Origin of the sequence: Terrisporobacter hibernicus (assembly GCF_020809405.1) — a bacterium.
GTDB lineage: Bacteria > Bacillota > Clostridia > Peptostreptococcales > Peptostreptococcaceae > Terrisporobacter > Terrisporobacter petrolearius.
Map to the genome: position 1 here is coordinate 1,526,859 of NZ_CP081135.1, position 12,430 is coordinate 1,539,288.

Sequence of the window (12,430 nt, forward strand, 5' to 3'; positions counted from 1 at the left end):
TATTATTATTCATGCCTTGTGCCTATGTGCTGTGCCTATCTACCAAGGCACAAAATTTTAATATTAAGCTTTTCTACATAATTTTTACCTCTGAGGGTCATACAAGGATGAAGTCCTTATTTCTACATTTATCCTCTAATCTTATTTTATTTTTGTTTATTAGTTTTATACAAGTAATTAATTACTTATTTTTAATTTTAAAATATCATCCAATAAATCTAGGGGTTCCACTTCTAGTCCTATTAAATTCATATCCCAATTTACACCTACCAATAATTCGTCTTCATTTAGCCCTGTTAGCCAATGGTTTAAAAAATCATCTAATGTAATGGAACATATTTCATAATTATCCCACTCTTCTTTTAAACATGCTTTGGCATAAATTTTATTTGACCAGAAAGTCATAACCTCTGTATCTTCATATTCATTAGATATAGCCACGGCCCATCCATCTTCATTCTTTAACTTCAATCCCCATACAATTTTATTTTCAATTACATCATCAATAAATTTTTTGTATCTTTTTTCCGAATTTATTTTTAGATTTAAAATTTGTTTCATAATTTGTTTCCCTCTCTAATTTAATAATTATTCATCTCATCTTCTAAGTCACTAAGAAATTTTTCTATGTTAACATTTAAGTACCTTTTTCCATCCAAAATAATGTAATAGAAAGTTGTTTTTCCATCTTTGACTTCTTTTACTCTGTTACCTACTTTGTCATAAGTATAAACAGTGTTGCTTATTGAATTTGACACATTATCACTTATATTTGTTTCTGTAAGTCTTCCAAGTTTGTCGTATTCACATTCACGTAGTTCATCTACTATTGTGCTAGGTGAATCTTCGTCACGCTGAGTTGTACTAGTGTAGTTATTATATAAATATTCACTCATTTATGTAACCACTTATCACTATTATAAGTGAACTTTAGTCCTTTTACATCACTAGATGTAGAGGAAGGATATGTTACATCTGTTATGTTATCGTCTATATCATACTCATAAGTTTTGTAATTTCCTTCTGTGTTTGTTTCTTTAACCACATTATCTTTTGAGTTATACTTTGTTGCTGTAGTTATTGGATTTATAGAACCGTCACCAAGATCCTTAATTAATACTGCAAGGTCTTGAGAATTAGTTATGGCATTATCTTTACATAAACTGTCAAAAACCTAACCCCTTGGCATTATAGTCAAGTCATTGAAATAACTTAACTTGCTAACAACAAAAAATCCTCCATTTTTTTATACATAAAAGGAGGATTTATCTACATATATGTTTAATTACTAAATCTCATCATTCTTAACAATTCCCATATTTACTTTATCACTAGAATTAATTGTTGTACTTCCTTCATACAGCATCTCACCATCTTTCTCATCAAACACATAGAAATTATATGGTGTTTGATAATTATTTTCATACTTATCTGTCTTAACATAGGTAGCTGATGCTACATATATTTTCCCATTATCTCTTCTTACTCTATCTCCAGATGTGAAATCTACATTATAGTTTATATCTAATTTATATTTATATTTTAAATCTCTATCTTTTAGATTTACTAAAATACCATCTACATTTTCACTTATCTCACTATTCATTTCATCTATTGATGGCATAGATAATAATAATATTTCATCATTTTCTATATTATAAGATGTTTCAATATAATCATCCTTTGTTTTTAGATCTATTAAATTTACTTCTTTTAGATTTATATCTAATTCAAATAAATTCGTACTATAATCATCTGATTTATTATTTTTCTTATTAACTATAAAATATGCTTTATTTCCATTACTAAATCCTGATTGTTTTATACTTAAATCTTTCCCTTCATAATCTTTACTAACTATACATTTAGAAGTTTTATTAGATAAATTTAATTTATATAGACTCAGATTTGTAATTTTATAACATGGATCTGCTAATGTAGAATCATCTACATACTCTTCGTCAGATGAATCATCCGAAACATCACCATACGAATACATAGTTGCTACATAAAGAATATCTCCTTCTTTTTTTACAGGTATTGATGCATAAGTATAATTTTCGTTAGTATCTATATCTTCACCCATATCAATCTTATAAGATTCTATTTTATTATTTTTCTTATCTTTTGTTTCAATATAAGCCATCATTCTTTGCTTATTACCAGCTACTTCACATCCAGATATCTCAGCTGTACCAACAGTGTTTTTGTCTTCAAACAAAATATTTTTATCATATTGAAATTGAAACAAATCCCTATTATCTAAATTTTCTTTTGTTAAGTTAAAAAGTGTATCTCTTTGTTTTACAAGTTTCTTCGTTGTAGTACTGTTTTTATTTATAATAATCTCATCTGTTTGAAATACTCCTCCTGTTTTTTGTAGTAATATATTCATATCTCCTAAAGCAGATCTTTTACCGTGTACATCTTTTACCACTATATCTGTTTGATATATATTAGCTAGAGAAATACCAACTATTATAGTTCCCACTACTGATATTATTAATATTATTTTTGATAATTTTACTTTCATGATATCCCCCCCTAATCATACATTTTATTTTTTAATAAATTATAAGATACAAATATTGATAAGAAAAATACTACTATGTAGAAAATCATATTATTTCTTAAAATACAGTCAGAGTATTTATGATCTACTATTATTACAAAATATGCTATGAATAAAGTAACAATAGATGCAATTCCTATAATTCCGCCCACTTTTTTTATTGATTTAGACATAAGAACTGCTGTAAATATAGATGTTACAGCAACTATTGGTCCTATTATAAATATCATTAAAAATTCCATAGGATAGATTGGCATTAATATTAAACGAGTAATTCCTTCCATAGCATTTATATTATTTATACTATTAATCATGTTTATTATCGGTATATTTGCATATTTACTAACTATAAAAGCTTCTATTCCCCATAAGAAGTATTGCACAAATATTATGGTATAAATTAAAGTAAGCATTGTTATTAATTTTGAAATAAATATGATAAATCTATTTTCCGGCAACATAAAAAATGTATATATTGTTTTTGATTTACTAGAAAAATCTCTTTGCCATATTAATACACAGTAAAATGCACATCCTATCAAAGCTAAAAACATCAGCAAATTTGATAAATAATATATAAAGTTAGGTAGCTGAAGTTCTAAAAACATATGCTTTCCTATATTAGTTTTTAATACTGATATTTGTTGTGCTACACCAGTTTCTACTCGTACATCTTCAAGTACTCTATATATTCCTAAAATAAAAATCCCTACATTACCTAGTGTTATCAATGAAATTACAGCGAAAAATATCTTCTGCACTCTTCTAAACTCTATATCAAAAAGTGTTAATATCTTACTCCCCATTATATACCTCCCTCATTTTATCTAGTATTGATTTTCCTTCATTTTGTCTAACTTCTTCTGCATTAAATATCTGTTCAATTTTTCCCTTATTTAGAATTATTACATCATCTACTATTTGCTCTATTTCACCAATTTCATGAGTCGTTATTACAATACTTTCGTCATCTTCCATTAATGTTAGCATTGCATTTATAAACTCTTCTCTTTTAAAAATATCTATACCTGAAAATGGCTCATCAAGTAAAATATATTTGGCCCTCTGAGCAAATCCAATTATAATCTTTACTCTTGCCTTATTACCCTTAGACAGTTCACTTATTTTTTTATCATCAGTTAAAGAGAACATACTAAGCATTTCATAAGCTCTGTCTTCATCCCAATTTTTATAAAATAACTTCATTAAATCAAAAGTTTCTTTTATATTAAGATGATTAAAATGAATATCTATATCTGTCACAAAAGCTAGTTTATTATAAGTTTGTTGACTAAATTTCTTCCCATCAATTAAAATTTCTCCACTATTTGGTTTTACTAGTCCTGCTATAACTTTTAGAATAGTTGATTTTCCAACGCCGTTAACACCCAGTATGCAAGTGATTTTTCCTTCTTCTATGTTAAAGGAAACATCATCTAAAGCTTTTACTTTCTTGTATTTCTTTTTCACATGTTTAACTTCAATCATTATTTTCCTCCCCTATATATTTCCCTTACTTATATATATTTCTTAGTAATAATATCCTTAACTTCTTCTATTGGTACATTAATTGCTTTCATTTGCTTTATAAAAACATCTGTCGCTTCACTTATTAAATCTTTTCTTATTTGTCTTATTATATTATCATCTTCAGTAATTGTACTTTGATTATTTTTGATTGTATTGATTATCCCCATTTCTTCCATCTCCTTATAAGCTTTTTGAACTGTATTTGGATTTACATTTATATTAACTGCCATTTCTCTTCTAGAAGGTAGTCTCTCTCCCTTTTGTATTTCCCCAGTGACTATTTTCTGTTTTATATTTCTGATAATTTGAATATAAACTGGCTCTCTATCATTTACTGTAAATTTCAAGGTATTTCTCCTTTCTTAATTATTTAAAATTATTTTCCGCCAAGTGTATTATATTATTAATACACCAAAAAAGTCAATTATTATTTTTCCATATAATAACAACTAAAATAGCTACCGTAAATTAATGCTATTTTTCTTATACGATAGCTATTATTTATTTCTATCAAAAAAAGAGCTGTCTCACGACAACTCTCTCTATTAACTACATCTCGTTTAATATTTCTCTTAATTCCTCTTCATCATAGTGATACGCACTATTACAGAAGTGGCAACTTATTTCAGCTTGCTTATCTTCTTCTATTATTTCAGTTAAAGTTTCTCTTCCTAATGATATTAAAACTTTCTTTATTCTATCTTTTGAACAGTTACAGTCAAATTTAACATCACATATATCTAGTATCTTTGGATCTAATCCTTCTAACACTAAATTTAATATGTCATCTGGAGTCATTCCTTCACTTAACATTGTAGTAACTGATTTTAACTTACCTACATTTTGTTCTAAAGTAGCTATAGTTTCTTCTGTTGCATCTGGCATTAATTGAACTATTAATCCTCCAGCTTGTTGAACTTCTGTTTCTGTTGTAAGAACACCTAAAGAAACTACTGATGGAGTTTGCTCAGATAATGCAAAGTAGTGAGTGAAGTCTTCTGCGATTTCTCCACTTACTAATGGATAAGAACCAACATAAGGCTCTCTAAGTCCTAAGTCTTTTATTACTTTAACATAGCCCTCATTTCCTACTGCTCCAGCAACGTTTAGTTTTCCATTTGGATAGTCCTGTACTTCTACACCGTTTAAGTCTGGGTATTGTACATATCCTTTAACATTTCCTTTTGAGTCAGCAGTTGTAAGTATAGTCCCTATAGGTCCTCCACCTTTTATGATTACACTTAACTCATCTTTATCATTTTTCATCATTAAGCCCATCATAGCTGTAGCTGTTAATGTTCTTCCAAGTGCAGCAGTTGCAACTTTTATTGTATTATGATTATCTCTAGCAGTTTGAACTAAGTTTTTAGTTATACCAACATAAGCTCTTACTTGTCCATTTGTGCTAGTTGCTTTTATAACGTAATCCTTCATTGTTTTCCCTCCATTTATGCCTATTTTTTACAAACAAAAAATACTCTTTCGCTGTCTTCTTTTGGAGCTTCTAATTTAAAATCTCCATAAGTTTTTATATACTCAAATCCTGCATTTTTTAGTAATTGGATTATTTCCTCATTTTTATAAGCTCTTTGTAAGTGGTTTTCTTCAAATTTATCAAATCTACCATCTTCTCCTTTAACAAAGAATGCAAGGTCCATTTCTACTAAATTTTCGTAATCATCGAAATAGTTTTGCCACATGTATGCCACATTTTCTCTGTTTTCACCATACATATTGTTTCCTAGAACTTTTGATAATTTGTAATAAGAACTTATATCAAATATAAAAATTCCATTATCTTTTAGTAACTCATGGCATTTAGAAAATACACCTTCTAAATCTTCGTCATAAGTTATGTAGTTAAATCCATCACACCCACAAAGGATACAGTCTAAGTTAGTCACATCAAAATCAAGTTCTACGATGTCTTGTTCTAATAATACTAACTCAACATTTTCTCTTTCTCCTTTTTCTCGGGCAACTTGTAGCATTTCTTCTGAAATATCTATTCCTGCAATATCATAATTTTTTTTAGTAAGTGGTATAGTTAAATTTCCTGTACCACAAGCTAGTTCTAATATATTTTGTACTTCAACATTTTCATTTTTTATTATATCTTCAATGTATTTAACCCAATTGTTATAATCAACTTCGTTCATAAGTTCATCATAAACAAAGGCAAAATCACTATACTGATTCATCCTTTTTATCCTCTTCTTCAGCTTTCTTTTTTAATTGTTTTTTTCGTGATGTGAGGATTCCACCTATTCTTCCCGCTTCCTTAGCAGTAAGACCAGCCCATCCTTTTTCATCAACTTTATCAAGCAGGCCTAATTCTCCCGCTATCTCATATTTCATTATATCATCTTGTGTCAATGGTTTTACCTTTTTTTCATTTTTCTTTCTTTGTTTTTCACATTTATAAATGAATTCTTTAGTTAATTTATTTTTATCCATAAAAACACCCCTTCTTTTTTTGTAGTTTTGTCATCTAGACAAAAATTTATACAAAAACTAAGGGGTATATATTATTAACTAAAGAAAATTAACTCCTTACCACTAATATCCCAGTGAATTCTAAGCAACGGATTTATCCCAAGCGGAGCAAGGATATATCCTTGGCGCTATGAACCTAGTGAATTTTTATACTCCAACAGTTGCTTATATATATTTAAGCCACCCATTAATATATCTTCATTAAAATTAAAGTTAAAATTATGAAGGCTGTTTACAAAGCCTTTTTCTTCATTTCTAGCACCTAACATAAAGAACAGCCCTGGTACCTCTCTTTGATAATAAGAAAAATCTTCTGAAATCATAAGGGGATCCGTTTCTATTATCATATCTTTTCCAATAGCATTCACAAATTCATTATACAAATTTTTATCATTGTTCACTGCCAAATATCCATGTACAATTTCAGCATTTATTTTACAACCGTAAGATATTTCAAATCCTTTAATAAACTCTCTTATTCTATTTACCATAGTATAATAAACAGAAGGGTTAAAACATCTAATAGTTCCTTCTAATCTCACTTCTTCAGCAATAATATTTCTAACACTGCCTCCAGTTATTTTACCTATAGTTATAACAGCCCCTTCTATAGGATTAATATTTCTAGATATTATACTTTGTAAACTTGTAACAAATTCTGATGCTATTAAAACTGCATCCTTCGTATTTTGTGGCATGGCTCCATGGCCACCTTTACCAATTATATCTATGTTTATTTCACCGTTTTGAGCCATTAAATAGCCTGGTCTACAAGCCACATATCCTTCTGGAAAATCAGGATGTATATGTAGTCCATAAACTTCATCTACTTTGTATTTCTTGAATACACCAGCGTCCATAAGTCTTTCTGCTCCACCAGTATCTTCTTCTGCTGGTTGGAATACAAACACTATATTATCATTTAGCTTATTTTTATTATCAACTATATATTCTATTAGCCCAAGAAGTATGCTCATATGTCCATCATGTCCACATAAGTGCTCAGCCCCTTTAGGACTAGGTAGTGCATCTATATCTGACCTAAAAGCAATTGTTTTTTTAGGATTTTTCCCTTTTATAATTCCCACTGTTGCTGTTTCTAAATATATTTCATATTCCACGCCTAGTTTTTCTAAGTAGTCTCTAATATACTTTGCTGTATTAAATTCCACGTGAGAAAGTTCTGCTAAGTTATGCAAGTTATACCTGTGACTTTTTACTCTGTCCTCTAAATATGTTATTTTCATAGAAAAATCCCCCTTTATTTGTAAATTATAACTACAATGAGGAGATTTATCTACTTGAATAACTATTAATCATTCTATAAATTTCCTTATTTAAATTTAATATTAAAAATCATATTTGAAATATTCCTTTACAAAGTTAGCCATAGACAACTGTTCACCTTTATCTCCTATATAATCTAAGTCAAAATCATAGAAATATAAGTACGCTATACTTTTTTTATCATCAGATGTTCCTATCATACCAAATGATTTTGGATAATAAGTATCATCATTATCACTTTCTTCTATAACTTTAAAATCATAACTATTTATGGAAAATTCATATTCTGGAATAATGTATAAACCTTCCTCATCAAAAGGAATTTTTTCACTTAAAAAAGTATATCTCTTTGATAATTTTTCTTTTTCACTTTTATATGTTTCATCGTCATACTCTACAACAAGTGTCATAGCATCTGATGTATACCATAGTACAGATTCTTTATTATATTTATAGGAAATATCTTTATATTTGGGCAATTCTTCAATAGAAGGCATAAATTCTTTTGCATAAGAATCAATAATCTCTCCGCTCTTAAGATATTTGTCAATATTTGTGTTAGACCTACTACAACCACAAACAAAAACAACAAAAGTTATTATTATCATAATTAAATATTTTTTTCTCATTTTCATTGTATCTCCCAATATTTTTATCTTTTATTATTGTTTAAAATGTATGAAATAACATTAAGTGTAATGGTAACTAATAATAGTAAGCTTGAAATATATACTATTGCATTTGAAGTATCCATAATAGCTGTCCAATCTTCTATGTTTACAAGGTGATTGATATAAAAAATTTGCATCCACAATGATACGATACAAGCGCTAGTACTAACCTCAGAAAAAATAATCCAATTCTTATTACCCAACTTGTTACGAAATATAATATTAATAACAGGAAGTATACAAGCAATTAATCCAAATACAAAGCTTCCAATATTCAGCAAACCATAATCCATAATAATGATTCCTTTCTATAACATTTTATAATTTAATATATAAACTAACTTATTATTCCTTCTACTCATTTATCAAATCAAATTCAATTGTAGCTATAAACAAATCTCCAAGTATATCAATTTCTAAGCTTCCACCTTGAGCTTCTACTAATCCTTTTGCTATGGCAAGTCCTAGCCCTGATCCCTCTATATTTCTAGACAAATCGCCTCTAGTAAATCTCTCTGTAATTTCCTTTGCATCGAAGTTCAATGGGTATTTAGATATATTTTTCAAGCAAATATTTACCTTATTCTCTTTTATCATCAAATCTATATATACCCTAGTTCCTTCTAATGAGTACTTCAGTATATTGTAAATAAGATTTTCAAATACTCTAAATGTTTTTCTACCATCTGCTAATATATAAACCTCTTCTTCAGGCACATTTATAATAAAATCAAGTTGTGAATTTTCAATAGCTTCATCCATCTCAACTATACTTTGCATCAAAAGTTGATTTATATCATTTTTTTCTAAATTAAGTTCTAAATCATTGCTACTTACTTTTGATGCTTCAAATAAATCTTCAATTAAAACTTTTAACCTTTGAGATCTTTTATCTAATATTTCCACATAGTCTTTTACAACTAAATCAGTATTTTCTTTTTTGATTAATTCAATATAATTTATAATAGCTGTAAGGGGAGTTTTTAAATCATGAGATACATTAGTTATTAAATCAGTCTTCATTCTTTCACTTTTCAGTCTTTCCTCAACTTCCAAACTCATGTTATCTCCTAAATTATTTATATCCATTGCTAATTTCCCAAACATATCATCTTTTGTCGTGTCTATTTTATAATCAAAGTTACCTTTTTTTAACTCCGCTACACCAAACTGTATATCTACAAGTTTATTTAATTTTTTTATAATAAATAATGCCATAATCAAATCGCACAATATAATTCCTATTAAAGCACTTATAAAGTTATTTCCTCTGTACAAATTTAAATCAGGAAAAATATTGTCCATCATTGTGTAATAATCTATATTCATATAATTCAATCCACTAGCAATAACAACTTGTACAATCATAAATACTATAATAATTATTACTGCTTTTATTAATACTATTTTATTATCCATATTTATATTTTTGTTAAATATCACCTTGAATATTATGCTCTTCTTTAAAATATCTTCTTTAGATTTACACTTTTTAAACATATTTACTAATTCAAATATTTCAATTATTGTAAGTATCAAGAATGGTATACTCATAATACGTCGTAAAAACAGTAGTGTAAAAAATATTGATGTTATTACTAATAATATCTGCATTTCCAAAGATCTTTCTTTTTTATTATTTATCAATTTTATATCCCACTCCCCACACCACCTTTATGTACTTCGGTTCTTTAGGATTAATTTCTATCTTCTCCCTTATTCTTCTTATATGAACTGCTACTGTTCTATCACAATTAAATCCAGGTTCATCCCAAATTATTTCATACACTTGTCTTGACGAAAATACTCTGCCTTGGTTTTTAAGGAAAAGTTCTAATATTTTATATTCTATTGGTGTTAATTTAACTACTTCTCCATCTACAGATACTTCTTTTTTTATGTTATCAAGTTTTAATCCTTGATTTATTAAAATTTCACTGTCTTCTTCCTTACGAGCGCCAAGTTTTGTATACCTTCTTAAATGAGACTTTGCTCTGGCAACTAATTCCAAAGGGTTAAAAGGCTTTGTTACATAATCATCTGCACCCATATTAAGCCCAATTATTTTATCAGTATCTTGTGTTTTGGCTGATATAAGTATGATAGGTATATTATTTTCTTCTCTTATTTTTAATGTTGCATTTAGTCCATCTAATTTTGGCATCATTATATCCATAATTATTAAATGAACCTCTTTTTCTAATAAAACATCTAAAGCTTCCATTCCATTGTATGCCCTATAAACATTTAGCCCCTCATTTTTTAAGTGTATTTCCATAGAATTAACTATATCTTTATCATCATCAACTAATAATATATTATATTCTTTCATATTCATTCACCTCATTTCTTAATGTAACATATTCTTCAAAACTTATGTTAAATCATTAATTAACATTATTATAAAAATTAAATTTTAAGATTTAGACCATAATTTATTAAGATTCTATTAAGTTTTATACAACAATAAAAATCCAGTAGTGTTTAAATCTACTGGATTTTTTCATCTACGTTCTATTAACAGAACCTATATAAATCTATAAACTTTATTAAATTGTGCCATAAGGTTTAAATCGTCTTAATTCTTCGATCATATATTCTAATGTGTTATTGCTTTTTTCAAAGTCGTTTCCTATTAATTCTAATAAAGAGTTAAATAATAATTCTCCGTTCCCATCCATAATAAAACCTGATAAATACTCTCCATCTTCACTTTCTAAAATTATTACTACCAAATTTCCTGTACTTATCCTATATTCATAAGATGATTTATCTATATGGTCCAAATCTTTATTTAGATGATCCATAGTTATTTCTAATTCTGATTTTTCATTTTCACTTAGTAGTGACTTTATTAAATTGCAATCATTTATCTTAAAAATCTTTGAATTATTGTTGAGTTCCTCTGCAGATATGTTACTATTCATACTTAAAAATTCTTCTACTGTCATTTCTTTTGCTTTTAGCTTTTCTACCAAATAGTTTGAAATATCATTAAGTTTGCATTTATTATTTTTATCCATAAGAGTACCCCCTAATTTATCGTAACTTCTTATAATAAATAATAGCATTTCTATTATAAACTTATAATATTTTTATAAAAAAAGAACAAGATTAATTCTTGTTCTTTTTTACGCTCTCTCTATACATTAATACTAAGTTCATGATTATTTCTAAGGTCTATTTTAGGTTTTATTAAGTTAACTTAATACTTGTCCATCCTTTATCTTTATGCAAATATCAGCTTCTTTAGCTATATTTTCATTATGAGTAATCATTATTAATGTCTGATTGTAATCATTTACACATTCTCTTAGTATATTCATAACTTCTTCTGTTGATTTTGTATCTAAATTTCCAGTAGGCTCATCAGCAAATATTATTTTAGGTTTGTTTATAAGAGCTCTAGCAATTGCTACTCTTTGTTGTTGTCCTCCAGATAATTCATTAGGAAATTTCTTTATTTTATCTTTTATTTGTAACCTATCTAACAATTCTTCTAGATATTTTTCATCTATTTTCCTATTTTCTAATAATGAAGGCATTGTTATGTTTTCGTATACATTAACAACTGGTATTAAATTAAAGTTCTGAAACACAAATCCAAAGTTATTTATTCTTATATGAGCTAATTTTCCATCTGGCATATTACTTATTTCCTCATTATTGTAATAAATACTTCCATCAGTTGGTTTATCAAGACCTGCCATACAATTCAATAATGTACTTTTTCCAGACCCACTAGCACCTACTACAGTAATAAATTTATTTTCTTCTATGTCTAAATTTATATTCTTTAAAACATGCAACTTATTTTCTTTTTTACCATAAATCTTGTTTAAATTTTCTATTTTTAATATGGCCATACTGATTC

16 protein-coding genes are annotated in these 12,430 nt (G+C 27.5%); all 16 read right to left on the bottom strand.

Annotated elements, in window-relative coordinates; genetic code table 11:
* Positions 1-177: 177 nt before the first annotated feature.
* Positions 178-561: a DUF2750 domain-containing protein gene (locus tag JW646_RS07345; RefSeq protein ID WP_228417119.1), complete on the bottom strand. Its 384-nt coding sequence runs from the start codon at positions 559-561 to the stop codon at positions 178-180.
* A gap of 20 nt (positions 562-581) precedes the next feature.
* Positions 582-896, bottom strand: a complete 315-nt coding sequence (locus tag JW646_RS07350) for a hypothetical protein (RefSeq protein ID WP_228417121.1) — start codon at positions 894-896, stop codon at positions 582-584.
* Positions 893-1,045, bottom strand: coding sequence for a hypothetical protein (locus JW646_RS20340; RefSeq protein WP_408647780.1), 153 nt, complete (start codon positions 1,043-1,045; stop codon positions 893-895). Before JW646_RS20340 ends, JW646_RS07350 begins: the two co-directional genes overlap by 4 nt.
* A 243-nt stretch (positions 1,046-1,288) precedes the next feature.
* The gene (locus JW646_RS07360) at positions 1,289-2,533 is read right to left on the bottom strand and encodes a hypothetical protein (protein ID WP_228417123.1); all 1,245 of its coding nucleotides are present in this window, start codon (positions 2,531-2,533) and stop codon (positions 1,289-1,291) included.
* Positions 2,534-2,544: 11 nt separating this feature from the next.
* Positions 2,545-3,378: a hypothetical protein gene (locus JW646_RS07365; RefSeq protein WP_228417125.1), complete on the bottom strand. Its 834-nt coding sequence runs from the start codon at positions 3,376-3,378 to the stop codon at positions 2,545-2,547.
* Complete coding sequence (locus JW646_RS07370; protein WP_228417127.1) at positions 3,368-4,060, bottom strand: ABC transporter ATP-binding protein; 693 nt, start codon at positions 4,058-4,060, stop codon at positions 3,368-3,370. The genes JW646_RS07365 and JW646_RS07370 overlap by 11 nt, the downstream gene beginning before the upstream one ends.
* 29 nt (positions 4,061-4,089) lie before the next feature.
* Positions 4,090-4,449 carry a GntR family transcriptional regulator gene (locus JW646_RS07375; RefSeq protein WP_228417129.1) on the bottom strand — a complete coding sequence of 120 codons (360 nt, stop codon included), beginning with the start codon at positions 4,447-4,449 and terminating at the stop codon, positions 4,090-4,092.
* A 202-nt stretch (positions 4,450-4,651) separates the two neighbouring features.
* A complete protein-coding gene (hslO, locus tag JW646_RS07380) occupies positions 4,652-5,536 on the bottom strand; it encodes an Hsp33 family molecular chaperone HslO (protein ID WP_074919543.1) in 885 nt (294 codons plus the stop codon).
* A 20-nt stretch (positions 5,537-5,556) separates the two neighbouring features.
* Complete coding sequence (locus JW646_RS07385; RefSeq protein WP_074919544.1) at positions 5,557-6,303, bottom strand: class I SAM-dependent DNA methyltransferase; 747 nt, start codon at positions 6,301-6,303, stop codon at positions 5,557-5,559.
* Entirely contained in the window at positions 6,290-6,559 is a 270-nt protein-coding gene (locus JW646_RS07390; protein ID WP_074919545.1) for a small, acid-soluble spore protein, alpha/beta type, read from the bottom strand. Before JW646_RS07390 ends, JW646_RS07385 begins: the two co-directional genes overlap by 14 nt.
* A 167-nt stretch (positions 6,560-6,726) precedes the next feature.
* Positions 6,727-7,845, bottom strand: coding sequence for an amidohydrolase (locus JW646_RS07395; RefSeq protein WP_228417131.1), 1,119 nt, complete (start codon positions 7,843-7,845; stop codon positions 6,727-6,729).
* A 102-nt stretch (positions 7,846-7,947) separates the two neighbouring features.
* Complete coding sequence (locus JW646_RS07400; RefSeq protein ID WP_228417133.1) at positions 7,948-8,520, bottom strand: hypothetical protein; 573 nt, start codon at positions 8,518-8,520, stop codon at positions 7,948-7,950.
* A gap of 390 nt (positions 8,521-8,910) precedes the next feature.
* The gene (locus JW646_RS07405; protein ID WP_228417135.1) at positions 8,911-10,203 is read right to left on the bottom strand and encodes a sensor histidine kinase; all 1,293 of its coding nucleotides are present in this window, start codon (positions 10,201-10,203) and stop codon (positions 8,911-8,913) included.
* Positions 10,193-10,888 carry a response regulator transcription factor gene (locus tag JW646_RS07410; protein WP_148557078.1) on the bottom strand — a complete coding sequence of 232 codons (696 nt, stop codon included), beginning with the start codon at positions 10,886-10,888 and terminating at the stop codon, positions 10,193-10,195. The genes JW646_RS07405 and JW646_RS07410 overlap by 11 nt, the downstream gene beginning before the upstream one ends.
* Before the next feature lie 217 nt (positions 10,889-11,105).
* The gene (locus JW646_RS07415; protein ID WP_228417137.1) at positions 11,106-11,579 is read right to left on the bottom strand and encodes a hypothetical protein; all 474 of its coding nucleotides are present in this window, start codon (positions 11,577-11,579) and stop codon (positions 11,106-11,108) included.
* A 177-nt stretch (positions 11,580-11,756) separates the two neighbouring features.
* The gene (locus tag JW646_RS07420) at positions 11,757-12,422 is read right to left on the bottom strand and encodes an ABC transporter ATP-binding protein (protein WP_228417139.1); all 666 of its coding nucleotides are present in this window, start codon (positions 12,420-12,422) and stop codon (positions 11,757-11,759) included.
* Positions 12,423-12,430: the final 8 nt, after the last annotated feature.

Bases quoted from the DNA above. Each gene is read 5' to 3' on its own strand.
- JW646_RS07345 (WP_228417119.1), bottom strand. From the start codon at position 561: ATGAAACAAATTTTAAATCTAAAAATAAATTCGGAAAAAAGATACAAA.
- JW646_RS07350 (WP_228417121.1), bottom strand. From the start codon at position 896: ATGAGTGAATATTTATATAATAACTACACTAGTACAACTCAGCGTGAC.
- JW646_RS07360 (WP_228417123.1), bottom strand. From the start codon at position 2,533: ATGAAAGTAAAATTATCAAAAATAATATTAATAATATCAGTAGTGGGA.
- JW646_RS07365 (WP_228417125.1), bottom strand. From the start codon at position 3,378: ATGGGGAGTAAGATATTAACACTTTTTGATATAGAGTTTAGAAGAGTG.
- JW646_RS07370 (WP_228417127.1), bottom strand. From the start codon at position 4,060: ATGATTGAAGTTAAACATGTGAAAAAGAAATACAAGAAAGTAAAAGCT.
- hslO (WP_074919543.1), bottom strand. From the start codon at position 5,536: ATGAAGGATTACGTTATAAAAGCAACTAGCACAAATGGACAAGTAAGA.
- JW646_RS07385 (WP_074919544.1), bottom strand. From the start codon at position 6,303: ATGAATCAGTATAGTGATTTTGCCTTTGTTTATGATGAACTTATGAAC.
- JW646_RS07390 (WP_074919545.1), bottom strand. From the start codon at position 6,559: ATGGATAAAAATAAATTAACTAAAGAATTCATTTATAAATGTGAAAAA.
- JW646_RS07395 (WP_228417131.1), bottom strand. From the start codon at position 7,845: ATGAAAATAACATATTTAGAGGACAGAGTAAAAAGTCACAGGTATAAC.
- JW646_RS07400 (WP_228417133.1), bottom strand. From the start codon at position 8,520: ATGAAAATGAGAAAAAAATATTTAATTATGATAATAATAACTTTTGTT.
- JW646_RS07410 (WP_148557078.1), bottom strand. From the start codon at position 10,888: ATGAAAGAATATAATATATTATTAGTTGATGATGATAAAGATATAGTT.
- JW646_RS07415 (WP_228417137.1), bottom strand. From the start codon at position 11,579: ATGGATAAAAATAATAAATGCAAACTTAATGATATTTCAAACTATTTG.
- JW646_RS07420 (WP_228417139.1), bottom strand. From the start codon at position 12,422: ATGGCCATATTAAAAATAGAAAATTTAAACAAGATTTATGGTAAAAAA.